The following is a 23,339-nucleotide window of genomic DNA, read 5'->3' as shown; positions in this document are numbered from 1 at the left end:
TGATGTGCTAATGGGGCAATGGTTAAATTGTTTAATGGTTAAACTGTTGAATGAATAAATTACTGGTCTGACCTCGCAGTGCGCGCAGCTCCTGCGAGCGTCTTTTGTCTGAATCAGAATTTGCAGAATGTAAGAATGAGCAGAATAATATTCAGGATGTGCAGCTGCTGCATCAAGAGTAGAAGTTACCTCCAGAGGCTATTTTTCATTAAAATAATTTTTCAGCAGTAGGATGACGCTTTGGATATTTCCTTCATTCTGAAAAATTCTTACATTCTGCAAATTCTGATTCAGACAAAAAATTATTCCAATCAAAAAGCCCCTCCCGAAGGCAGCTCTGCTCCTGATGCTGCTGCACCTTTTTATGGAGCTATAAACAAACAGGAAACCGTTCATAATAAAGCCGGTCAAGAAGCCGGCTTTTTTTGTTGCTGCCTCTAACCTCCACTGCAGTTTCAGCCCCTCATAAAACATGTACCTGACCGGTTGAAAAAACATCAGGAATTTTTGCAACTTCATGCAACCTCTGGTTAATCTACTTGTCTTTAGTGTGAAGTTGGACATGAGGGAGGGAAATGAAGCGGAAATAGTAAAACAGTCACCTGTAGAAGTGTAATAGCATATCCGAATAAACTTGGAAACACTCAGCTATCGAGATATAAACGCGCCCGTAATTGAGCGATGCAAGGCAGGTGACAACCGGGCGCAGTATGAGCTATATAAGCTCTACTCCAAAGCTATGTTCAACGTGAGCATGCGCATCACCAACGATTACGCCGAAGCTGAGGACGCGCTGCAGGAGGCCTTTATCAGCGCCTTCAAAAACCTTCATTCTTTTAAAGCAGAAGCTTCGTTTGGGAGCTGGCTTAAAAAGATAGTGGTAAATGCAGCCATTAACGCCATCCGGAAAAGGAGGGAAGAACTGGTGCCGCTCGACGAGAGAACAGTGGCTGAAGCGGCAGACGAGGTGCAGGAAGACGAAACGGAGTGGCAGGTGGACAAGGTGCGTAGGGCCATCCAGCATTTACCGGATGGCTACCGGGTAGTGCTCAGCCTCTACCTGCTCGAAGGCTACGACCATGCCGAGATCGGTGAGATTTTGGGTGTGTCGGAATCTACCTCCAAGTCGCAGTACAGCAGAGCCCGGAAAAAATTATTGGAAATTATGCGTGAGCCGCAACTAAAGGCTCATTAAGAAATGGAATACCAAATATGAAAGACAGCCTGAAAGACTTTGTAGAGCAGAACCGACAGGAGTTCGATGTGTTTGAGCCCCGACCGGAGCTGTGGCAGGAGATATGCAAGGAACTGCCGGCCAAAAAGGAAAAAACGAAAGTTTTTCGCTTCAGTTTCGGAGAGAACACCAGCTTCAGTACCGACTATGCCTTTATGCGCGTTGCTGCCGCTGTGTTGCTGCTCCTGGGGTGTGGCCTTACCTTGCTGCTGACCAAGCAGCACATTCCCACAAACACCACCACTATGGCAGTAGCAGAGCAGGTTTCCATCAGCAGAATTGCGCCTGAATTGGTAGAAGTAGAGGCCTACTACACCAGCATGATCAACAGCAAGAAAAGCGAGCTGAGCGAATACGATCTGAAAGTGCTGGGGCTTGACGAAGACCAGGGGATAGACCGTGAGTTGGCCCGGCTCGATAGCAGCTACCTTGAACTTAAAAAACAAATTTATACCACTCCAAACACCGAGAAGGTGATGGGTGCCATGATCCAGAATCTGCAGATACGGATCGAGGTGCTCAACCGCCAACTGGAAGTGCTGGAGAAAATTGAACAATTGCAAAACACGCAGTCTATAACTACTCAAAGCGATGAAACCACGAATTCATAACATGTTGAAATCTTTTACCCTGCTACTGCTGCTGCCCAACCTGCTGTTTGCACAAAAGGCTCCGGAGTGTGGAAAGTTAAGTGAAGCGGCTGAAGCTGAAATAGAGCTGTCGCTGTTGGCCGGCCTTAGTAACCTGCAGGAGCTGTCGGTGCTGAAAGGTTTAAGTAACCTACAAGAGCTTTCGGAACTTAAAAACCTGAGCCATCTGCAGGAATTGTCTGAACTCAAACACCTGAGCCGCCTGCAAAAATTAGGCGACCTACAGCAGCTTGCTTTTCCTCAACCTCAACCAGATCCTGAACCATTAATCATGCCGGCAACGAGCTACAGTGCGGAGAAACAGAGAACGGTCGAAAAGACGTACAAAGTTGGCTCCTCCGACATGCTCTCTATCCAGAACAAGTTTGGCAAAGTGCATGTCAATACCTGGGACCGGAAAGAAATACATGTAGCCGTAACCATGATCAGCCGCGCCAGCACAGAGCAAAAAGCGCAGGAAACGCTCGATAATATAAAAGTGACAGAAAGCCGCGATGGCAAAACGATAAGCTGGATAACAGAGCTGGCGCCCATAAAAGTGCGGGGCAACAACCAGCGCAGCTTCGAGATTAATTATATTGTCTCCATGCCCGCCAGAAACCCACTCACCGTGGTGAACAGCTTTGGCGACGTGTACCTGGCCTCTTTTAAGGGAAAAGCCGATATCACCGTAAAATACGGCTCGCTGAAAACAGGGCAGCTAAGCAATGCTTCCAACCACGTGAAGGTGTCGTACGGGTCGGCCAATTGTGGCTACATCAACGGAGGCAATGTGGATATCGCTTATTCTTCTATGGATCTGGAAGGAACGAACGGCTTGCAGGGATCCTCAAAGTTCAGCAGCATGAATATCGGCAGCTTGCAGCATACGTTAGACATGAGCCTGAAGCACGGTTCGTTGCGCGTCGATAATATCAGCCGAAATGTCAATAAGATAAACGTAGACGGCGGATTCAGTCCCATAGCCCTAAACTTCGAGGATAACTCTGCCTTCAACTTCGATGTGAATGTGCAGTTTGGCAGTTTCAACTTCGACAAGGACCTGGTAAATGTGTCTTCGCTGGAAAAGAGCCACACTTCTGCCGCCTACAAAGGCAAGTACGGTAACGCCGCCTCCAAAGGATCCGTCAATATTGTCTCGAAGTACGGCGACGTGAAGTTTACAAAGTAATTCCGATCAACCCTTTAGAAACAGGAAAGCCAGCCTCGAGCTGGCTTTCCTGTTCTGGTGCAACAGCAACCTTGTGCCCTTCTACCTAATATGCCTCCGGAAGGCCATTTTCATTCGAATAATTGGCACGAAGTACTATTGTTAGTGCGTGATGTACTAAGAGATACTCCTCAGAAGTTATATATTTGACTATGGCAACAGAAAACGGATCCTTTACTTCCTCAAACGCGCCGGAGCCCGTGGGGCTTTACCCGCACGCGCGACGGGTGGGCAACCTGCTCTTTCTGTCAGGCGTAGGCCCCAGGCAGCGCGGCGCCAGCCACATACCAGGTGTGGAGCTCGACGCAGCCGGAAATATTGCCAGCTATGACATTGAAAAGCAATGCCATGCCGTTTTTCAGAATGTGCGCCATATTTTGGAAGATACAGGCTCAGCATGGCGTAACCTGGTAGACGTAACCGTTTTCCTGACAAACATGAAAGCTGATTTCGCCACCTACAACCGGATCTATGCCGAATACTTCACTGAGAACCAACCTTGCCGAACTACAGTAGAAGTAAGCAGTTTGCCCACACCCATTGCAATAGAGCTGAAATGCATCGCTACCATTGATGAGGTGTAGGCGGCAAGAACCTTTTTGTAAGCAGGGAGCCGGGTTAAGTACTAATAAATTAGCTAAAGATAATTTTGGTGAGTCAGAAAAGAATAGAGAGTTTTACCCAGCGTGTTCATGCGCTGGAGGAGCAGGAACGCAAGGCAGCCTCTAAGTCGGGGCTGGTTTCGTGGCTGCGGGTGGCGGTTTTTGTGGCTGGAGCGCTGCTGGCTTGGTATTTTTTCAGCGCAGACCTAAATACAGCTGGAGCCATCGCTATCCTGGTTTTTTACGGGCTCTTTATCGTGGTGATGCGCTGGCACAGTCGCCTGGACTATATTTACCAGCACTACAAATTGCTGCGCCAGCTAAACCAGGAGGAAGCAGACCGGCTGCAGGGGCAGCTGAATAAATTTGATGGCGGCACGCAGTTCATCAACGACCAGCACCCCTACACCTCTGACCTAGACATCTTCGGGCACAACTCCCTTTTTCAACTCATAAACCGATCCGTGTCGGGCATCGGAAAAGCACGTTTGGCTGCCTGGATGCAACGAGCTGCACCTGTGGAGGAAGTTGCCAGAAGGCAAGCGGCTATAGGCGCCCTGGCACAACCAGCACAACTCGACTGGCTGCAGGACTTTGTGGCAAAGTCGCGACATTATAAACATACCGAAGCTGCTGCCAATCATTTTATCCATTGGTTGCGGCAAAGTAATTTTTATAAACAGCACCCTACCCTAAAACTGCTGCTCTTTGTGTTGCCTCTGCTTACACTGGGAGCTATAGTTGCCTGGTTTATGGGGTTTTCCGGTTACATTGCCGCCGGTCTTCTGGCGGCACAATACCTGGTAAGCTACCGGCACACGGCTGTGCGCGACGAATATTATGAGAACAGCATCGGTATTTTTGAGGCCATCAAAAGTTACAAAGACCAGCTGCGGCACATAGAGCAGCAGAATTTCACCGACCCTTACCTGCAGGAACTCAGGGAGCAGCTGTTTCAGCAGCAGGAGGCTGCTTCCGGCAGCATCAGCAAACTGGCCACCATCATCGACTATTTTTCCTGGCGACTGAGCACGCTCATGAGTTTTTTCCTGAACACGATCCTGATGTGGGATTTTTTCTGGATGTATCGCCTCGAAAGCTGGAAAGACAATAAACTGGCGCAGGTAGAACAATCGTTTGAGGTGCTGGCCACCTTCGAGGCGCTGGCCAGCATTGCCTCCTTTCAATATGCCAACCCGGGTTTTGCGGTGCCGGAGCTAAGCAGCGTGCCCTTTAAGTTTAAGGCGGAGCAGCTGGCGCACCCGCTCATTTTTTCGGTGAGCCGGGTTGCCAACGATTTCGAGATGCAGGGAGCCGGCAAAACCATGGTGGTAACTGGTTCTAACATGTCCGGAAAAACCACGTTTCTGCGGACGGTAGGTATTAACATCGTGCTGGCGCTGATGGGGGCTCCTGCCTGTGCCGACAAGCTGAAGGTGGCGCCGGTGCAGGTATACACGGCCATGCGCACGGCCGATAACCTGGCAGAGAATACCTCCTCGTTTTATGCCGAGCTCAAGCGTTTGCGCATACTCCTCAACCTCACGGAGCAGGAGCAGGAACCTGTTCTTTACCTGCTGGATGAAATCCTGAAAGGCACCAACTCCCGCGACCGCCATGCCGGCGCCATGGCCCTGATCCGGCAGCTGCACCAGCGCAATACCTCCGGCCTCATCTCCACCCACGACCTGGAACTGGGCGCCATGGAGCAGGAGCTTAAAGGCAGCGTAGAAAACTACAGCTTTAACAGCACCATTGAAGGCGATAAAATTCTATTCGACTATACCTTGCAACGGGGCATTTGCCGCAGTTTTAATGCCAGCAAGCTCATGCAGCTCATGGGTATTGCCATTGAGGAAGAAGCCGTTTAGGGAAATCAGAGAGGAGAATTCTTTTCTAGCCACATTAAAGCGGTTTTACTGGTACTCCTCCAATTTATTTTCCAGCATCAAACCGACTTGTGTTAACCAATGAAATCATTAGCGGGCACCATTTTTAATTTTAAATTTCTGATTCTTAATTTGGCGCAGCACTAGCGCGCCATAACGGATTTAGTTGGGCCGGAAGGAATTATTCTAATGAAAATGGCCCTCCAAAGGCATTTCTCCGCTTTTATCTTTGGGCTCTCCCGGCATTTAATCTAAAAAATAAAACTTTAGCATATCAGCACCTGAAAAAATGAGAACAGTAGCAGACATTCCTCACCCTAGCCTGAAAATAACGTTGCTGGCCTGGAACAGCAAGTATTTGATTAAGTTCGAGAAAGGCGATTTTGAGCAAACCTACAAAGTTAGAGAAATGGATGTGGAGGGAGATGAGGGAGCCAAGGCCTTAATAGACGATGACTTTATTGAGGCCGTAGAGAACCGGTTCTTAGCCATGCGCGATGCCTTTGTATCGACCATGCGCCGGCATAACTAAGCACCAACACATTATCAAAAAGCTATAAAATAAGAAAAGCCCGCTTTAGGCGGGCTTTTCTACTATCTTATTTTTCGGGAAATTAACCGATCGCTACACGCTTGAAGTCAGTAACTTTTAAGCCTTTGCTGGTTTTCTCCAGTAGCTGAGAAATGTTGAGCGAAGAGTCTTTTACGAACTCCTGGTTCAACAATGTGTTCTCTTTGTAGAACTTGTTCAGCTTGCCTTGCGCAATTTTCTCCAGCATAGCCTCTGGCTTGCCTTCCGCACGGGCCTGCTCTTTACCAATCTCGATCTCACGCTCGATGGTAGCAGCGTCAACACCGTCTTTATCCAGCGCGATTGGCTTCATAGCAGCGATCTGCATAGCGATGTCTTTGCCAACTTCGATTACATCAGTACCGCTTGTGTTATCTAGGGCTACCAGTACACCCAGTTTACCGTTTGAGTGGTTGTAAGCGACAACTTTCTCTGCCGATACCGACTCGTAGGCTACCACGTCAATTTTCTCACCGATCTTACCCATCAGGTCAGTCAGGTGGTCCTGCAGCGAACGGCCATCTGCCTGAGGAGCAGCCAACAGTTCTTCTTTGCTGGCAGCGTTCGTAGATACAGCAGTTTCCAGAACAGTTTGCGCCAGAGTCTGGAAGTCAGCTACTTTAGATACCGGCTCAGTTTCGCAGGCAACAGCTACTACTTTACCAGTTTTACCGTCTTCGCTTACCTGCGTGAGCACGATACCTTCGGAGGTAGCATTATCAGCACGCTTGCTGGCAATCTTCTGACCTTGTTTTCTTAAAATATCTTTAGCCGCTTCAAAGTCGCCGTTTGCTTCTGTCAGCGCTTTTTTGCAATCCATCATACCAGCTCCGGTTTCCTGGCGGAGTCTGTTTACGTCTTGTGCTGTAATAGCCATGATTTCTTATACTTAAAAATTAGAAATTATAAATTAGATCTAAGGGAAAGGTGCGACATTCTTGCATGCCTTCCGGTTTTAACGGAGTCTATCATCTAGAACCTAGCTTCTAACATCTTCCTTAACCCCTAAAACAAACTGAACATTGAAGCAAGGCTGCTCAATGTTCAGTTTGTTGTACTAGTTGCAATAGAAGCGACTGATTATTGTTCGTCTACTTCCTGCTTGGCCTTAATGCCTTCTTCTTCAGAACGCTTGCGCTCAGTTTCTTCCTTGTCTACTTTACGCTCAGACAAGCCTTCTTCAATAGCCTTACCCATGATAGACACGATAAGGGAGATTGACTTAGAGGCATCGTCGTTTGCAGGAATAGGGAAGTCTACCAGCTCAGGGTTTGAGTTCGTATCGCAAACTGCGAACACAGGCAGGTTCAGCTTTTGTGCTTCTTTAACAGCGATGTGCTCACGCTTCACGTCTACCACAAACAGGGCTGCAGGCAGTCTGGAAAGGTCAGCAATACCACCCAGTACACGGTCAAGCTTCTCGCGCTCACGGGAAAGCATCAGCTTTTCGCGTTTCGCCAGGGCAGCAGACTGGATAGGGTCTTTCATCATTTTGTCGATGGTCGACATTTTCTTCAAAGACTTACGCACAGTGGCGAAGTTGGTAAGCATACCACCTAACCAACGCTCGGTCACGTAAGGCATTTTCAGTCTTTTCGCTTCGTCAGATACGATTTCCTGTGCCTGCTTTTTAGTAGCCACAAACATGATCTTACGGCCAGACTTGGCGATGTTCCTGATCGCATTGGTGGCTTCTTCCAGAGAGGCCAGCGTTTTGTTCAGGTCAATAATGTGGATTCCGTTTTTCTCCATGAAGATATACGGAGCCATTTTCGGGTCCCACTTGCGGGTAAGGTGGCCAAAGTGAACACCTGCCTCAAGTAATTCTTTATAATTAGTACTTGCCATCTTGTTGATACACCTTTAATATTAACGTTTACTGAACTGGAACGAACGACGCGCTTTGCGCTTACCGAACTTCTTACGCTCTACCATGCGAGGATCTCTGGTGATAAATCCTTCTTTGCGTAGCGCTGACTTAGTCTCGGCGTTTTCTACTACCAGTGCTTTCGATATAGCAAGTCTGAGTGCTTCAGCCTGGCCGCTTACACCACCACCTTTTAGATTGGCTTTTACATCGTATTTGCCAATTGAATCTAAGGTTTGAAACGGCTGATTCACAATAGTCTGTAATACTTCGTTGGGGAAGTACTGCTTGATATCTTTACCGTTAATAGTGATATTCCCTTGCCCAGGCGTCAGGTAAATGCGCGCCACCGAGGTTTTTCTTCTACCAGATGTATTGATAACTTCCATTAATATTAGATGTTGAAGGTTAATTCTTTAGGCTGCTGAGCTGCAAATGGATGCTCGCTTCCTGCAAAAACATGAAGATTTCTGAATAGCTCACTGCCTAATCTGTTTTTCGGTAACATGCCTCTAACAGCACGTTCTACCAGAAGCGTAGAAGATTTAGCCTTAAGCTCACGGGGAGAAGATTTTCTCTGACCGCCTGGGTACCCAGTGTGTGTCAGGTAGTACTTCTGATCCCATTTACGACCGGAGAAACGCACCGCATCAGAGTTGATAACGATTACGTTGTCACCGCAGTCAACGTGAGGAGAGTAAGAGGGTTTGTGTTTCCCCTTCAGGATCTTGGCAATTTCAGATGCCACACGACCCAAGTTTCCTTGCCCTGCATCAACAATTACCCAGCCCTTATTGGCTGTTTTCTTGTTAACGTACTGGGTTTTATAACTTAAATGATCCATTAATAGTGGTTGTAAGCGATTTATTGAAAATTATTTGATAATTCAGTACCTGAAAAATGGTCACAAAGATACGTGTAGTTTTTCTGATATGCAACACTGGATCTGAAATATCCTGTGTAACAGGCAACTACTACCGGATATATCTTAAGCTAGCCTTACAGCTGTACCATATTTTTGTCTGAACTTTTATACAATCCCCCTGCCCCAGAAATGCACAGATTAACAGGATAACCTTTCCTGCCGGGAGCAGAAGCAGAGCCTCTGGAGGACCAGTTTCATTGAAATAATTGCTGATCGTTAAATGGTTGATTTCTTGATTTGAAGATTTGCAAATTCAGAGATGAATTACCAGAGCAAGCTTTAACTATAACCGCTGGGCGTAGTTAAAAACTATGCCCAGCAATTGAGGATAATGAACATCCTGCCCATCCTTGAACCCTGTAAATCCCTGGGGTAGGGGGCTTATGGTTGGAGATGAGAAGATGTGCAGATCTGAAGATGAACAGTAAAAGACTTCGCTCTTAATTAACAGTTCTGTATCCCTAAAAGGCCTCTAGAGGGCTGTTTTCATTAGAATAATTGGTGATGGACCTGGCTAATAGCTACCGCCAACTTTCCGATTATTTAAATTGGCTTTTGTGGAGAATTTCGGCAGCCTTTCAGGAGCTGAGGAGGCGGCAGTAGTATCTGTCAGCGTCTCCATAAAAGCGATCAGGTCCAGCTTTTCCTGCACCGTCAGGTTTAGCGGGTCGCCGGGGAGCGTTTGGTTCGGTACGTCCAGGCCAAGCCCTATGCCGCCACCCAGTTCATAAAACTCCACTACTTCTTCCAAAGTCGCAAAGGCACCGTTGTGCATGTAAGGAGCCGTAACCGCAGCATTCCGAACCGTCGGGGTCTTAAATGAGTGTTGCCAGGCTTCTGCGGGTATAACCCCTGCTTTTCCCGGGTCGCTGTCCAGGCTGGCATGCGCAAAGTCGGCGGTGGCAGGCACGCCCAGCACTTCTGTTTCGCTTTCTGTGAACCTGGGGGGTACGGTGCCATTAAACACAGGGGCAAAGTGGCAGGTGCCGCAGGCGGCTTTGCCCATAAACAGATTGAACCCGCGTTTGGCAGCATCCGGAAGCTGCTCCGTTTGGCGGCGCATGTACCGATCGAAGGGCGAGTCGAGCGCCACCAGTTGCTGCACGTAAGCGGCAATGGCGCGGTTGATGTTATTGGTTGTAAGCGTGCTGCCCGACTCTCCGGAGAAGGCACGCCGGAACAATTGCTTGTAGGCCGGGCTTTGCTGCAGTTTCTGCTCCACCTCTTTGTAGTCGCCGTGCAGTTCGTCTGTGTTTACCACCACATCCGGCACCTGGTCCTGCAGATACTGCGCGCGGCCATCCCAGAAATAGGCGGTGCTGAACATAGCATTGAGCAGGGTCGGAGAATTCCGTTTCACATTTCCCTTAAAGTCGAAGGCGACGCTGCGGGCCAGGCCATCGGCAAAGCCTTTCTGGGGAGAGTGGCAGCTGGCGCAGGAGCGCTGGTTGTTCGCCGACAGCGCCGGGTCGAAGAAAAGCAGATTCCCTAGCTCCACCAGTTCCGGCTGCTGCGCTCGCTGATCCTGCTTGGCATAGTAGCCTGGCTGTAAAAAGTCTGCACTGAAAAGGCTGCTGGCGTGGTCGTGCACGGGTTTGGCGGCAGAGGCCGGCTCCCGCAGCAATTCCTGTTGCAGCGCCGTGAGCGCGGCATAGGCCGGATCAGCCAGTTCCCTTATAAAGTGAAGGCGGTCAAATGTGTCGAAGTTGGGGTGCTGCTGCAGGTACTGGATGGCCTTCTGTAGGTATTGTGCCGCTGTGGCGCTTCTTGTTCTGGCGGCTCCTGTGGTAGTCCGCTCGTAACGCTGCACAGCTGCCAGCACGGGTTGTAAGGCCATAGCAGTGTTTTCCAGCGCTTTGCCGGCTGCCGGCTCATCAAAGCCTGTTATGCCCATGGCCATTGCCCGCACCAGCTCCTCCCGCAGACTTTCCAGAAGTTGTTTGTCGGTAAGGGTGAGTTTAGGCAGACTGTTGGCAAACAAAAGCATGTTCTCCTGCAGCATATACGCTAATGCCAGCGCTTCCTGGGCAGTTTCAGGAGTAAGCTCCTCCGCAAAAAGCATTTCCTCCAGTACCTGCAGCCCTTCCGGCGGAAATGTCCGAAAGGAGGGTTCGGTAAACTGTAGCGTCTGGTAGTTTTGCTGCTCTACTACCACTCGCGGTAGGGGTGCGCCGTTCAGGTTTTTGGCGAGTTGTGGGTCCAGGTATTCCAGCAGGTACTCTACCTGCTTATAAGCAGTTTCTGTTTCAGCAAAGGCAGCCTGTACGGCGGCCACAGAAGTTTGCTGCTTTTCCAGTAGTTGTAATTGGGCCGTCAGTTGTTTTGCCTGTTGCTGCAGCAGGGTAACGTCTTGCAGCAGTTGGTTTTTGACATTGCCTGTTACCTTGCTATAAGGCGTGAGCTCAGCAGTAAAAGAACTGATGGCAGCGCCCACAAAAATACAGGTGCTCAGGAGCAGGAAGAAAGATTTAAAAGTACCTTTTCTCATTATCTAGCAGGCTCAATAGTGGTTGGAAAGCCAAAGAAAGCACTCAATTGTTACCTGAATATGATGCTCTGTTTATCAAGATGTTACCTGGACGGCAATATATGGCAAGGGCTGGAGGGTAAATCTGGCAAGTACGGTACCGGAAGTTATAGGAAAGTTAAGAAACGGTTAAGTTTTTGATCCTCTCCGAAATGTAACGGGTTTTAAGTTTAATTAACAATTAGTTAAGACTCGCCTAATCTTCAAGTAATGTGTTCGCGGTTGTTTTGGGAAATCAAAACATTTAATAATTCTTAAAACGCTATGAACAAATTTTACAAAGGATTGCTATTAGCTGCTCTTGCTTCGGCAGGCACTTTCGGCAACCGCGTGGTACTGGCGCAGATGCAGCCCCACACGCTTAAGGTGGCCGAGTCGGTAAGCAACGTTACCTGCGACCCGGCCTCTTCCAGCACTATCGGTTGCTTCACTTCGGTAAAGCCGGTTGGCCAGACCCAGGTCATGACTTTCCCGGACGAAACGCACACCTTCCAGCTGATCGCCAAAACAGGTGTTACCCAGTATACGGCTGGCGGCACCGGCACCATACCCGGCAACAACGACTTTACGGCGTATGTGGGCAAGAGCGGCAGCAGCAAAGAGGGCTACCTTTCTATCAACCACGAAAATTCTCCGGGTGGTGTTTCTATGCTCGATATTAAGCTGAATGAGAAGACTATGCTTTGGGAGGTGAACGAGGTTAAAAAGGTAGACTTCTCACCGTTGGTGCAAACCGTGCGGAACTGCTCAGGCGGCATTACCCCTTGGGGTACTGTCATCACCTCTGAAGAAACAACCAACTCTGGCGATGCCAACGGCGACGGCTACCAGGATGTGGGCTGGCAGGTGGAAATTGATCCTGTAACAGGAAAGATAATGGACTATGATGGTGATGGCAAACCAGACAAATTATGGGCAGTTGGCCGCATGAACCACGAAAACGCAGCCATTGGCACCGACGGGGTAACCCTATACCAGGCCGAAGATGGTGGCAGCAGCGGCGTGTATAAATTCGTGGCAAACAAGAAAGGCAATCTGTCGGAAGGAACGCTGTACGTGCTGAAGCGCGACAATGCATCTTCTGCCACCGGAACCTGGGTGGTAGTGCCTAACACAACCAAGGCAGAGCGCAATGCCACCAGCAGCCTGGCGGCATCAGTGGGCGGTACGAACTGGAGAAACCCCGAAGACATTGAGTTTGGCCCGGATGGTAAAATGTATTTCACGTCAAAAGGGACCGGCATTGTCTGGCGCTTTAAAGACAATGGCACTTCAGTGTCTGAAATAGAAGCCTGGGTAACGCCGCAGATGTACCCGGTAACTTACAAAGACGGCGTGCAGAACGAAAACTGGGGAACCGGGATCGACAACCTGACTTTTGATGGCGAAGGCAACCTGTGGGCGCTGCAGGATGGTGGCCGCAACAACCTCTGGGTAGTTTACCCGGAACACACGCCGGAGAAGCCCAGCCTGAAACTGTTCATGACCACGCCGTCTGGTTCCGAATCAACCGGTCTTACGTTTTCACCGGATTTCCGCTATGGCTTTATCTCGCTGCAGCACCCCAGCAGCGGCAATACCGCTACGCTAACAGACGCTGCCGGAAACGAAGTGCGGTTTAACCGCGACGTAACGCTGGTGTTTGCCCGCAAAGAGTTTCTGGGTGCCGCAGCCGTAGTGCCAACATTTGAACTGGGTGAAGATCTGACGCTATGCAAAGGCGACTCTGCTGTGCTTACCGCTTACGAAGGCTCCGATGCCGTGGTGAAGTGGACTGGGTCTGCTTTGGAAGAAGAAGTGGAGGGGGGCACCTTAACAGTAAAAGCACCCGGCACCTATTATGCCACTGCCTACGCCGACAACGGCCGCACCTACACCGACAGCCTGGAGGTTATGGTAGAGGAACTGGTGGTGGACCTTGGCTACAGAATTCCGCTTTGCAACAAATGCACCGTTACCCTCGATGCCGGCGCTGGCCACAGCAGCTACCTGTGGAGCAACGGCTCCACAGCGCAGACCCTCATGGTGGATACGCCCGGAACTTACTCGGTAAAAGTAACCAGCGCAAACGGATGTACTGCCACAGGAACCGTGGAGGTGATCAGGAAGAATGGCAATGGCAACAACCTGGTACCAGTAAAACTGATACAAGTGTATCCGAGCCCGTTTCAGGAGAGCACCAAAATCAACATCAGCATGCCCGAAACGGCTACGGTGGTGCTGGAAGTACACGACATGAAAGGCAGGCTTGTACAAACCTTGTTTAAGGGTACCATGGCCGTTGGCGACCACAGCTTTGACTTTACGCCTTCAACACCTTCAGAAAATAGTATTTACCTGGTACGCTTCCAGGTGAACAACCAGAAATCGACAACTAAAATAGTGCAGGCTGAAAAATAAGCTGGCCATGCTGAAATAAAGCCGAAGGCTACGGAGTTTGTCTGTAGCCTTCTTTCAGTTAAGTTATTTTGAACGGAGCATAGTGTATGAAAATAATTCAGAAAGCGGCCATACTGGCTCTTGTAGTGTCTCTGGTTGAGGTGCACCTGGCGCAGGGGCAAACAAAGTTACTGGCCCGAACGGAGTTTGCGACTGCTAAAGTTTATGACAACGTGGAGGAGGCGCTGCAGGAAAAGGAGCAGGTGTATATGCTCAACATCCGGCAGCAAAGCTATTACAGTTTCACGCCCGACCTCTGCGAACTGGTGAACCTGCAGTTCATCAACGCCATGAAAAATAAAATCACTGAGCTTTCGCCGGAGGTAGGCAAGCTGCAGCAATTGCAGGAAGTAAACTTCCGGGAGAATGCGCTGCGGGAATTGCCAGCAACTTTCTTCAACCTGAGAAACCTGAAAACAGTGGATTTCGGGCTTAACCACTTTTCGGAGCTGGGCGCGGGTTTTGGTAAGCTGCGCAACCTGCAGGTGCTGCAGCTCAACGAGAACAGAATTGCCACGGTTGCTCCGGAGGTAAAGCACATGCGCTCGCTCCAGATGCTCGACCTAAGCTATAACCATCTGGAAGCCCTCCCGTCGGAAATCGGCAAACTGCCTGCTTTAAAAGACCTGATTCTTACGCAAAACCAACTGCGGCAACTGCCCGCCGGTGTAGGGAAACTGAGGCAAGTACAAAACCTTGTGCTGGATTTTAACCAGCTGGCGGAACTGCCGAAGCAAATCGGGAAGCTGAAAACCCTGCAAAGCCTGCTGCTGGGGCACAACCAACTCAAGAGTATACCCGAGTCAATCACAAAGCTGGAGCATTTGCAGTTGCTTGACCTGAGCTATAACCAACTCACGGCGCTGCCTGTCAACCTCCATAAGCTGGTAAACTTACAGACCCTGCTCCTTTCCGAAAACAACTTTTCCGATGCCGAAAAGGAGCGGATACGGCAGGCGCTGCCAAAAACCTACATTCAGTTCTGACAAAATAAAAGCATGAAAAACAGTCGGAGCGGCTGCCTTTATAAGAGGCGGTCGCTTTTCTGTTAGATGTTACATGGCAGATCCTGGATTAGTGAGGAGTTGATATTGCGCACGCTGCGAGGTTTATGGCAGACCAGAATTATTTAAATGAAATTGCCCCTCCAGAACTGCTGCTGCTGCATAACATCAGTTTTTATTTTGAAAAATGCTCGCACGATCAAAACAACCTATTCATCATAGAGCGACCAACAATCAGCAATTATTCTAATCAAAATGCCCCTCCGGAGCCTCTCCTGCTCCTGCTAACGATAACCTTCTGCTTTTGCTGCCGTCTATTTAAATTCAAGGATAGATAAAGAAGGTAGCCATGAAAGCCATACTCGTTAACACGCCCGGCGGGCCGGAGCAACTGCAACTGGGGGAATACCCAAAGCCGGAGCCGAAGCCGCACGAACTGCTGGTAAAAGTACACGCCACTGCCCTCAACCGCGCCGACACCCTGCAACGGCAGGGCAAGTATCCGCCACCGGCTGGCGCGAGTCCGCTGCTGGGGCTGGAGGTGGCCGGAGTGGTAGAGGCAGCAGGGGAGGGGTGCAGCCGCTACAAACCCGGCGACAAAGTGTTCGGGTTGTTGCCGGGAGGTGGCTATGCCGAATATGCCGTGATAGACGAAGCCATGGCCATGCCCGTGCCGGAGAATCTTTCTATGGAAGAAGCTGCTTCTATACCGGAAGTGTTCCTCACAGCATTTCAGGCGCTGGTGTGGTTGGGCAGGTTGCAGACAGGGGAGCGGGTGCTGGTGCACGCCGGCGCAAGTGGTGTGGGCACAGCTGCCATTCAGCTGGCAAAAGCCATGGGAGCAGCGGTAGTGGTAACAGCATCAAAAGAAAAGCATCAGGTTTGCCTGGAACTTGGAGCCGACAAAGCCATCGATTATAAAAATGCCTCTTTCAAGGAAGAGGTGCTCCGCTATACAGAAAATGAAGGTGTAGACCTGATTATCGACTTTATCGCCGGCCCTTATTTTGCCGACAACCTCGACTGCCTCCGCACCGACGGCCGCCTGGTGATGCTGGCAAGCCTGGGCGGAGGAAAAGTAGAAAGCCTGGATGTACGGAAGATCTTGGCCAAACGGCTGCAGATAACCGGCTCCACCTTGCGCACCCGCTCCCGCAATTACCAGGCAAAGCTCACACAGGAGCTACGCGATTTCGCTCTGGAAAAGTTTAAAACCTGCCAGCTGAAGCCAGTTATCGACTCGGTTTACAATTGGCAGGAGGCAGCAGCGGCACACCGGCACATGGAAGCCAACAAAAACACCGGAAAGATTGTGCTGAAGGTTATGAAATGAGACAAAGGACTTTCCTGGTTTCAGCTTTTCAAGGTCCATTCTCCTGATTTTCTTAATCTGTAAATTCTTAGGCTAGGGTCCCTATTTAAAGATTCAGACGAATTGTTTGAATAAAAATGTCCTTCGCAGGTAACAACTGTTCCTGTTGCATCAGCTGGTGAAGGGCATTACCAGTAAGTCCTGTGTCTTTTGTCTAAAAACTAGCTATAGGCCCGCAACTGCTTTACCAGCACGGCGAAATCCTTGGGGTAAGGTGCTTCCAGCTTTATTTTCTCGGCGTTCATGAGCGTGAAGCCGATGTTGAAGGAGTGCAGGGCAAATCGTTTAATAAGCGGCTGCTCCTCTGTTTGCTGCTTCAGGTTGAATTTGCGTTTCAGGCTGCTGAGGTAAAGCGGCTCCCCGCCGTAGAGCTCGTCCTGCACGATGGGCGCTTTTAAAAAGGCCAGGTGCACCCTTATCTGGTGCAGGCGGCCGGTTACAGGCACACACTCCACAAGCGTGTGGCGACTAAAATTCTCGAGGGTGGTAAAGTAGGTGTCGGCGGGTTTTCCCTGGGGTGTCAGTTTGGCCACGCCTTTGGCACTTGCCAGAATGTTGCGGCTCACCAGTTCATCCTCAAATTTATGTTGCCCCCATACCACGGCATGGTACACCTTATACACCTCCCTCGCTTCGAACTGCATTGACAGGTGTCGGTAAGCCTCCGGGTTTTTGGCAAACACCAGGCAACCCGATGTGTCTTTGTCGAGGCGGTGGCAGGCCTGCAGGTCGGGGTTGTATTGCCGCGCAAGTTTGAGCAGGTTGGTGGTATTCGGTGTTCTGTCTTCCAGCGTAGCCAGAAAAGGAGGCTTGTTCACCACCAGAAAATCTTCGTCTTCGTGTATGATCAGGTCTTTAAAAACCGGGTATTTCATTTTGTCAGAATAAGAATATGATGCCGCCCTCTGTTTGGCCGCACAATGCGGCAAAGATACGGAAATTTTGAACGATAAGGTGCTTTGCGGGAGCAAGGGGAACAGAGCAGAAGGCACTAAGCCTTGGGGAGTTTATTAAAACGGTGGCAGGGCAAGGCATAGCTTAGAGGCAGGTTAGACAGACTGTTGTAAGGCCTCCTGAAATAATTATTCTAATGAAAACAGCCCTCCTGATGCTTTTCTGCTGCTGCCTAAGGGAGTTGTTATTCTCTGGCTTTTAATAGCTTAAAGCGTAAGATGGTGCCTTTGTCGATTTCGCTCTTTACGGAAATCAGCGAGCGGTGCGCTTCTACAATGTGCTTGCAGATCGCCAGCCCGAGGCCGGTGCTGGTGGTATCGCGTGAACGGCTTTTGTCTATGCGGTAAAAGCGCTCGAATATGCGGTTGATATGTTCTTCTGCTATGCCCCTGCCATCGTCTTTCACCGTGATGGTATACCTTTTCCGGCCTTCTGTGAAATAGATCCAGATGTTTCCGTCCGGCCTTCCGTACTTGATGGCATTGTCTACAAGGTTTACAAACACCTGGCAAATGCGGTTCCGGTCGGCGTAGAGCATAATCTTTTCGGCAGGGCCGGCCTCCAGGTGCAGTTTTATGTTTCGCGAGGCCGCCTTTTGCTCCAGTTGCTCATACACCTCCTGCACCAGTTCCACCACATCGAAATTTTTTTTCTGCATTTTTACCACGCCTTTCTCAAATTGCGAGATGCTGATCAGGTCCTGCACGAGTGTTTCGAGCCCATCGAGGCTTCTGGCAGCCTTTTGCAGAAACTTGTCGCGCACTTCCGGGTCGTCTACGGCCCCATCCATCAAAGTGTGTATAAAGCCCTGAGCCGCAAAGATGGGCGTTTTAAGCTCATGTGATACATCGGCCAGAAACTCCCGCCGCATGGTTTGCAACTGTTTGAGCTCATCAATCTCCTGCTGCTTGCCCTGGGCCAGCAGGTAAATCTCGTCTTTTATTTTTTTAAGCGGATCGGCGGTGAAGGTGGAGCGGGTCTCCACTTTCTTGAAGTCCTGTTTCCGGAGTTTTTCGAGGCTGGTGTACACATTCTTGATCTCGCGGAACACCAGTGCCTCGTAGGAGAGGTAGAAAAGGAAAAAGCAGGTAATGCAGATAAAAGCCATGGCTACTATCACGCCTGCCTCTGAGAGGTAATCGACAAAAGCAAGAAAGGCGGTAAGCAGGAGCGCTACCGCCAGGGAAATTAAAACAGCAAGCGTACGCGAGTTCAGATTCATGTTTAACCGTGCCACAACAGCTATTTGGCCAGGTGGTGCCAGGTGCTGCAAAACCAGCATCCTGCCAGTGCGGCCAACTGTAAAGGAGCAATAAAGTATAATGTACTTAAATTATGGCAGCAGAAAAAGCCGAAAGTCGGGCAGAGAGCAATTATTTGAATAAAATGGGCCCTTCGGAGTTGTTTTCTGCTGCTGCTGCTCTACCTCAGTCGGTGTTAAACTTATAGCCTACGCCTTTAATAGTTCTTATATTTTCTTCGCCTATCTTTTCGCGCACCTTCCTGATGTGAACGTCTACGGTGCGGGCAATCACGTACACGTCGCTGCCCCAGATGTTGTTGAGGAGTTCTTCGCGGGTAAACACTTTGTTGGGTGTGGCGGCCAGGAATGCCAGCAGTTCAAACTCTTTTTTAGGAAGTGTTATTTTCTCTTCGCCTTTGTACACGGCAAAGCTGGTGCGGTCTATGCGCAGGTCGCCAATTTCGATTACTTTGTCCTGCTCTTCCTGCTGGGCATCGCGGCGGGCAAAGGCTGCCAGGCGGCTGAGCAGCGCGCGGGGTTTTATGGGCTTGGTGATAAAGTCGTCGGCCCCGGCATCGAAAGCGGCTACTTCAGAGAACTCTTCGGCACGGGCTGTCAGGAAAATGATATGCGTATGGCGGAAGTCGGGCATTTCGCGGAGTTGCCGGCAAGCTGCAATGCCATCCATCACGGGCATCATCACATCCATCAAAACAACGTCGGGCCTAAAGCTCAGGGCCTTTTCTATGGCTTTCTGGCCATTTTCTGCCTGCTGTACTTCGTAGCCCTCTTTCAGCAGGTTATACTCCAGTAGCTCCACGATATCCGGGTCATCGTCTACTACCAATATCTTATAATTCAGGGTTGTTTGCACACCAGGTCGTGTTTGGGGTTGATGTATATTCATTCTGGCTGTTTCCATCGTTGTAATTTTGGCAGATTTTTAGAATGAGGTGTACTGCTATTATAACAAAGATACGTTTAAGCCAGACAGAATACAGTATGTTACTAAATCTTAATATTTTGTTAACATACGCGTGCTTTTGGCAGAGGCCCTGAATCAGAAAAAGCCAGCCCTGTCCGGCTGGCTTCTCAGGCAGGCTAGTTTTTGGCGAGGTACATTTTGTGCTTCAGGTTTTTGTATTCGTAGAGATCTACTTTAACAGACCCTACAAACATATTGGCTTGTATGAGCACCGGGATCTTGTTGTTGTCGTCGGAGAGGTACACCGAAATGGCGTCTTCGCCCTTAAACAGCTTGTTGCTCGGCATTTTCGGCACAAGCTTAATGGCTCTGATGTTACCTACCTTGGTGCTAACGGTTTCGCGGCCACCGTAGGTCACGACCATGTCAAAGACTTCCTCATCAAAAAAGCCTTTCACCGTTATCTTTTCGCCCACTTTTAGCCTGTCGTAGTTTTGGGTGCGCAAAAAGTAGAAGCCACTCACAATGTCCTGCACGTTGGCCGGTATTTTATGCGCGGCGGTGTGCTTGTCCTTGTTTCGTTTCTTCATTTCCACCGCTGCGGTTTTGGTGTAGTGGTTAAAGTCCACTGTTTCCCGCTTGCGGTAGTTTCCTTCCTCTATGTTGCGGAAGGAGCGTTGCGGCAGTATGGCGGCCGTGTCTATGTACGATTGCCATGTGTCTCTTATCTTGATAAAAAAATCGAAGGAGCTGGTTGTTTTGCCATAGACGGTTGCTTTGTAGCAGGGCCTGCCGTTTACATACTGGATGGTCGGAGACGTGTCGATTACAGCTTCTGCGGCTGTAATGGGGCCGTAGTGCACCTTGTATTTGAGGACTTCTCCTGTAGAAAAGCTTTCGTTCGGGACATGGCGCAGGGTGTCGCTTGCCACGAAACCTGACATCACTAGGAATAGCAAAGCAATGGCCGGGAATACTCTCTTCATACTTGGTTTTATAAGGGTGTTATATCTCACAGAATCAACTATTATACCAAATGCTTTTTCCTTTGCAACTAAAGTAAGCACTTTTGTTCTGCTATTCAACAACTCTTAAAGCAAAAAGGTGCTACCTGGGTAGCACCTTTTTAGAATTACGCTTATTTGAGGAGCGTTCTTACTCGGCAGAGGTATCTTCGAGGGCAGCTGCTACCTTAGCTGGCTCACCTTTTACAATAGCTCTGATCTTGGCCTCGATTTCGTCCATCAGTTCCGGGTTGTCGAGCAGGATCTGTTTCACGCCGTCTCTTCCCTGGCCCAGTTTGCTGCCGTTGTAAGAGAACCAGGAACCTGATTTCTGTACGATCTCCAGCTCCACGCCCAGGTCCAGGATCTCGCCTACTTTAGAGATGCCTTCGCCGTACATGATGTCGAACTCAACTACTTTGAACGGTGGCGCTACTTTGTTCTTTACTACCTTTACCTTGGTGCGGTTGCCGGTAATATTGTCGGCACCCTCTTTGATCTGGCCAATGCGGCGAATGTCCAGACGTACGGAGGCGTAGAACTTAAGGGCGTTACCGCCGGTTGTTGTTTCGGGGTTTCCGAACATCACACCGATCTTCTCGCGAAGCTGGTTGATGAAGATACAGCAGCAGCCGGTCTTGTTGATCGTACCGGTCAGCTTCCGGAGCGCCTGCGACATAAGTCGTGCCTGCAGGCCCATTTTGCTGTCGCCCATGTCGCCTTCCAGTTCTCCTTTGGGTACCAGTGCTGCCACAGAGTCGATCACGATAATATCGATGGCGCCGGAGCGGATCAGGTGGTCTGCTATTTCAAGGGCCTGCTCGCCGTTGTCTGGCTGAGAGATGAGCAGGTTTTCTGTATCTATGCCCAGTTTTTCGGCGTAAACCCTGTCGAAGGCGTGCTCAGCATCTATAAAAGCGGCCAGGCCTCCTGCTTTTTGTGCTTCGGCAATGGCATGCATGGTAAGCGTTGTTTTACCGGATGATTCCGGCCCGTATATTTCAATAACACGGCCACGCGGCAAACCGCCAATGCCCAAAGCTATATCCAGCCCAAGCGAACCTGTAGAGATGGCAGGAATGTCATCCACTTTGTTGTCGCTCAACTTCATAACGGTACCTTTGCCGTAGGTTTTGTCGAGCTTATCGATGGTTAGCTGCAGGGCTTTAAGTTTTTCGTTGCTTACGCTCATGTGTCTTTGATTAATTAACTTTATATTGATGTGAAATTACGATTTTTGCTATCAATTTACAAAAAAGCAAAGAAGTAATTTGCTAAAAAAATTAGCTGTTCTTTGCTGCTAGTTCTTAACAAAGGCAGGTCCTGTTTTGTCCCCTTTTTAATAAATATTTATGTGCTTTTTTAGGCTTGTTTTCTTCTTAATAGCCTTGTTTAGTAGTCAGTTAGTTTATGCCCAGCTGAACAACAATACGTTGCTGCAGCAGATGCCGGTTAATCCGGGTAATGCTAATGAGGTTAGATTTCATGTGTTTGCTTCGGGCTTCTCTAAAAACAATGAGTACTTTAACAAAATCGCTGACGGCTATACCTTGTTTGGCTACCAGCTTAACCCCCGCATCTCCTATCAGCCAGCCTCCTTTGTGCGCATAGATGCCGGTGTGCTCGCCTGGAAAGATTTCGGCGCCTCGGGCTACCAGCAGATCCAACCTACCTTTACGGTCAAAATTCAGAAGGAGAACTGGGCCTTCCTGTTCGGCACACTGGAAGGCAACCTGAGCCATGGCTACGTAGAGCCGCTCTACGACTTTGAGCGCGTTATACTGGACCGCCTCGAAAATGGCCTGCAGTACCTCTACCACACGAGCCGTTTTAAGATGGACGCCTGGCTGAACTGGAACAAGATGATTTATGTGGCCGACCCCGACCGCGAGGAGGTGGAGGGAGGAATCAGCTCGGCCATATCTCTGCTGCAGAAGGAAGGCAGGTGGGGGCCGGACAATACCTTCAGCATGCGCCTGCCCCTGCAGTTTACGGCGCAGCACAAGGGTGGGCAGATCGATAACAACGACCAGCCACTGCTCACGGTGGTTAATGCGGCAGTGGGGCTGGAACTGGAAAAGAAATACCCGTTTGAGCTGCTGAAGCGGCTGTACACCAAAAACTATGTGGTTGGCTTTAAAGATTTCTCGAATGAAGTGCTACTGCCTTACGAGAGCGGCACCGGCCTGTACCTGAACGTAGGTGCCGACACCAAATACCAGGATGTGATGCTGAGCTACTGGCAGGGGAGCGGCTATATAAGTGAGCTCGGCGGCAAGCTCTACCAGTCGGCCTCCACCACCTACAAAAACCCCGGCTACCTGCAGCAGGAGCGCCGGCTACTCATCCTGCGGCTCATGAAAGACATCGAGATTCTGGAGAACCTGCACCTGACTTTCCGGCTGGAGCCTGTGCTGGACCTGGATAACCCGGCCCTGGAGTTTTCAAACAGCTTCTTCCTGACCTTCGACACAGACTTTTTTGTAGCTAAGAAAAAATAATGCGTGCATCACGGATGCCGGTGCTATGTAGCAGCAGCAGACGCCCGGGAGCTCATGTTGTAGGAAAAAATAGGCTTCTATTTCCTTAATTTTGCGCTGGTGCGCGCTTGCAGTTCGTACTTTCCTATCAAGCCTTTCCAGGAGAGACCAAAGCAGCTTTTTATAGATCAATTCTTTTTAGCTGTAGTCTTAAGAAACATTTGATACGAGCAGAAGGCGCCCACCAGCGACCTGCTTTTCCCTGCTAGTTTAACCTCTTGAGGGCCCTTTTCATTGGAATAATTTGGCTTGATAACACATGAAGAAGTTTACATGTGTTTATTAGTATCGACAAAAAAATAATATTCCTGCCGCGAGCTTTCAGCTCGTGGTACTAAATGCCGCGAGTTTTCAACTCGCGTGAACCACTTCTTCACCTAAGG

General features: G+C 49.6%; 21 protein-coding genes. 11 read left to right on the top strand and 10 right to left on the bottom strand.

Going from position 1 to position 23,339, the window contains the following annotated elements; all coding sequences use genetic code 11:
* Positions 1-240: 240 nt before the first annotated feature.
* From FJM74_RS18795 to FJM74_RS18765, 7 genes are all read left to right on the top strand, one after another.
* Complete coding sequence (locus FJM74_RS18795; protein ID WP_187264184.1) at positions 241-441, top strand: hypothetical protein; 201 nt, start codon at positions 241-243, stop codon at positions 439-441.
* Positions 442-634: 193 nt separating this feature from the next.
* A complete protein-coding gene (locus FJM74_RS18790; RefSeq protein WP_187264183.1) occupies positions 635-1,195 on the top strand; it encodes an RNA polymerase sigma factor in 561 nt (186 codons plus the stop codon).
* Positions 1,196-1,212: 17 nt separating this feature from the next.
* Positions 1,213-1,845 (top strand): hypothetical protein, encoded by a 633-nt coding sequence (locus FJM74_RS18785; RefSeq protein ID WP_187264182.1) that lies wholly within the window; start codon positions 1,213-1,215, stop codon positions 1,843-1,845.
* 1 nt (position 1,846) lies between these two features.
* Positions 1,847-3,055 (top strand): DUF4097 family beta strand repeat-containing protein, encoded by a 1,209-nt coding sequence (locus tag FJM74_RS18780; RefSeq protein WP_241739250.1) that lies wholly within the window; start codon positions 1,847-1,849, stop codon positions 3,053-3,055.
* Positions 3,056-3,246: 191 nt separating this feature from the next.
* Positions 3,247-3,678: a RidA family protein gene (locus tag FJM74_RS18775; RefSeq protein ID WP_187264181.1), complete on the top strand. Its 432-nt coding sequence runs from the start codon at positions 3,247-3,249 to the stop codon at positions 3,676-3,678.
* A gap of 68 nt (positions 3,679-3,746) precedes the next feature.
* The gene (locus FJM74_RS18770) at positions 3,747-5,567 is read left to right on the top strand and encodes a MutS-related protein (RefSeq protein WP_317175588.1); all 1,821 of its coding nucleotides are present in this window, start codon (positions 3,747-3,749) and stop codon (positions 5,565-5,567) included.
* Between the two features lie 307 nt (positions 5,568-5,874).
* Positions 5,875-6,117: a hypothetical protein gene (locus FJM74_RS18765; RefSeq protein WP_187264180.1), complete on the top strand. Its 243-nt coding sequence runs from the start codon at positions 5,875-5,877 to the stop codon at positions 6,115-6,117.
* An 82-nt stretch (positions 6,118-6,199) separates the two neighbouring features.
* Here FJM74_RS18765 and tsf read toward each other — a convergent pair whose 3' ends face one another.
* The 5 genes from tsf to FJM74_RS18740 form a co-directional block, all read right to left on the bottom strand.
* Complete coding sequence (tsf, locus tag FJM74_RS18760) at positions 6,200-7,033, bottom strand: translation elongation factor Ts (RefSeq protein ID WP_187264179.1); 834 nt, start codon at positions 7,031-7,033, stop codon at positions 6,200-6,202.
* Positions 7,034-7,236: 203 nt separating this feature from the next.
* Entirely contained in the window at positions 7,237-8,004 is a 768-nt protein-coding gene (rpsB, locus tag FJM74_RS18755; RefSeq protein WP_187264178.1) for a 30S ribosomal protein S2, read from the bottom strand.
* Positions 8,005-8,025: 21 nt separating this feature from the next.
* Positions 8,026-8,412, bottom strand: coding sequence for a 30S ribosomal protein S9 (rpsI, locus tag FJM74_RS18750; protein ID WP_147920539.1), 387 nt, complete (start codon positions 8,410-8,412; stop codon positions 8,026-8,028).
* 5 nt (positions 8,413-8,417) lie between these two features.
* Entirely contained in the window at positions 8,418-8,867 is a 450-nt protein-coding gene (rplM, locus tag FJM74_RS18745) for a 50S ribosomal protein L13 (RefSeq protein ID WP_187264177.1), read from the bottom strand.
* A gap of 595 nt (positions 8,868-9,462) precedes the next feature.
* Positions 9,463-11,436 carry a cytochrome-c peroxidase gene (locus FJM74_RS18740; protein ID WP_187264176.1) on the bottom strand — a complete coding sequence of 658 codons (1,974 nt, stop codon included), beginning with the start codon at positions 11,434-11,436 and terminating at the stop codon, positions 9,463-9,465.
* Positions 11,437-11,739: 303 nt separating this feature from the next.
* On the opposite strand from FJM74_RS18740, the gene FJM74_RS18735 reads away from it, so the two are divergent.
* From FJM74_RS18735 to FJM74_RS18725, 3 genes are all read left to right on the top strand, one after another.
* Positions 11,740-13,875, top strand: coding sequence for an alkaline phosphatase PhoX (locus tag FJM74_RS18735; RefSeq protein WP_187264175.1), 2,136 nt, complete (start codon positions 11,740-11,742; stop codon positions 13,873-13,875).
* 86 nt (positions 13,876-13,961) lie between these two features.
* A complete protein-coding gene (locus FJM74_RS18730; RefSeq protein ID WP_187264174.1) occupies positions 13,962-14,900 on the top strand; it encodes a leucine-rich repeat domain-containing protein in 939 nt (312 codons plus the stop codon).
* A gap of 367 nt (positions 14,901-15,267) precedes the next feature.
* A complete protein-coding gene (locus FJM74_RS18725; protein ID WP_187264173.1) occupies positions 15,268-16,251 on the top strand; it encodes an NAD(P)H-quinone oxidoreductase in 984 nt (327 codons plus the stop codon).
* Positions 16,252-16,451: 200 nt separating this feature from the next.
* Here the strand turns inward: FJM74_RS18725 and FJM74_RS18720 are convergent, their stop codons facing one another.
* The 5 genes from FJM74_RS18720 to recA form a co-directional block, all read right to left on the bottom strand.
* On the bottom strand, positions 16,452-17,165 hold the full coding sequence (locus tag FJM74_RS18720; RefSeq protein WP_187264172.1) for an RluA family pseudouridine synthase: 714 nt from the start codon (positions 17,163-17,165) through the stop codon (positions 16,452-16,454).
* 263 nt (positions 17,166-17,428) lie between these two features.
* Positions 17,429-18,466, bottom strand: coding sequence for a sensor histidine kinase (locus FJM74_RS18715; RefSeq protein ID WP_187264171.1), 1,038 nt, complete (start codon positions 18,464-18,466; stop codon positions 17,429-17,431).
* 205 nt (positions 18,467-18,671) lie between these two features.
* Entirely contained in the window at positions 18,672-19,394 is a 723-nt protein-coding gene (locus FJM74_RS18710; RefSeq protein ID WP_187264170.1) for a response regulator transcription factor, read from the bottom strand.
* 194 nt (positions 19,395-19,588) lie between these two features.
* Positions 19,589-20,398 (bottom strand): DUF3108 domain-containing protein, encoded by an 810-nt coding sequence (locus FJM74_RS18705; protein ID WP_187264169.1) that lies wholly within the window; start codon positions 20,396-20,398, stop codon positions 19,589-19,591.
* Positions 20,399-20,567: 169 nt separating this feature from the next.
* Complete coding sequence (gene recA, locus FJM74_RS18700) at positions 20,568-21,608, bottom strand: recombinase RecA (RefSeq protein ID WP_187264168.1); 1,041 nt, start codon at positions 21,606-21,608, stop codon at positions 20,568-20,570.
* A 196-nt stretch (positions 21,609-21,804) separates the two neighbouring features.
* Between recA and FJM74_RS18695 the strand changes: the two genes are divergently transcribed.
* A complete protein-coding gene (locus FJM74_RS18695; protein WP_241739249.1) occupies positions 21,805-22,917 on the top strand; it encodes a hypothetical protein in 1,113 nt (370 codons plus the stop codon).
* The last annotated feature ends 422 nt before the right edge of the window (positions 22,918-23,339 follow it).

Origin of the sequence: Pontibacter beigongshangensis, from assembly GCF_014332515.1 — a bacterium.
GTDB lineage: Bacteria > Bacteroidota > Bacteroidia > Cytophagales > Hymenobacteraceae > Pontibacter > Pontibacter beigongshangensis.
This window is presented reverse-complemented; position numbering and strand designations above follow the sequence as displayed.

Excerpts from the sequence above, each read along its gene's own strand:
- FJM74_RS18785 (WP_187264182.1), top strand. The coding sequence starts at position 1,213 with ATGAAAGACAGCCTGAAAGACTTTGTAGAGCAGAACCGACAGGAGTTC.
- FJM74_RS18780 (WP_241739250.1), top strand. The coding sequence starts at position 1,847 with ATGTTGAAATCTTTTACCCTGCTACTGCTGCTGCCCAACCTGCTGTTT.
- FJM74_RS18775 (WP_187264181.1), top strand. The coding sequence starts at position 3,247 with ATGGCAACAGAAAACGGATCCTTTACTTCCTCAAACGCGCCGGAGCCC.
- FJM74_RS18765 (WP_187264180.1), top strand. The coding sequence starts at position 5,875 with ATGAGAACAGTAGCAGACATTCCTCACCCTAGCCTGAAAATAACGTTG.
- tsf (WP_187264179.1), bottom strand. The coding sequence starts at position 7,033 with ATGGCTATTACAGCACAAGACGTAAACAGACTCCGCCAGGAAACCGGA.
- rpsB (WP_187264178.1), bottom strand. The coding sequence starts at position 8,004 with ATGGCAAGTACTAATTATAAAGAATTACTTGAGGCAGGTGTTCACTTT.
- rpsI (WP_147920539.1), bottom strand. The coding sequence starts at position 8,412 with ATGGAAGTTATCAATACATCTGGTAGAAGAAAAACCTCGGTGGCGCGC.
- rplM (WP_187264177.1), bottom strand. The coding sequence starts at position 8,867 with ATGGATCATTTAAGTTATAAAACCCAGTACGTTAACAAGAAAACAGCC.
- FJM74_RS18740 (WP_187264176.1), bottom strand. The coding sequence starts at position 11,436 with ATGAGAAAAGGTACTTTTAAATCTTTCTTCCTGCTCCTGAGCACCTGT.
- FJM74_RS18735 (WP_187264175.1), top strand. The coding sequence starts at position 11,740 with ATGAACAAATTTTACAAAGGATTGCTATTAGCTGCTCTTGCTTCGGCA.
- FJM74_RS18730 (WP_187264174.1), top strand. The coding sequence starts at position 13,962 with ATGAAAATAATTCAGAAAGCGGCCATACTGGCTCTTGTAGTGTCTCTG.
- FJM74_RS18725 (WP_187264173.1), top strand. The coding sequence starts at position 15,268 with ATGAAAGCCATACTCGTTAACACGCCCGGCGGGCCGGAGCAACTGCAA.
- FJM74_RS18720 (WP_187264172.1), bottom strand. The coding sequence starts at position 17,165 with ATGAAATACCCGGTTTTTAAAGACCTGATCATACACGAAGACGAAGAT.
- FJM74_RS18715 (WP_187264171.1), bottom strand. The coding sequence starts at position 18,466 with ATGAATCTGAACTCGCGTACGCTTGCTGTTTTAATTTCCCTGGCGGTA.
- FJM74_RS18710 (WP_187264170.1), bottom strand. The coding sequence starts at position 19,394 with ATGAATATACATCAACCCCAAACACGACCTGGTGTGCAAACAACCCTG.
- FJM74_RS18705 (WP_187264169.1), bottom strand. The coding sequence starts at position 20,398 with ATGAAGAGAGTATTCCCGGCCATTGCTTTGCTATTCCTAGTGATGTCA.
- recA (WP_187264168.1), bottom strand. The coding sequence starts at position 21,608 with ATGAGCGTAAGCAACGAAAAACTTAAAGCCCTGCAGCTAACCATCGAT.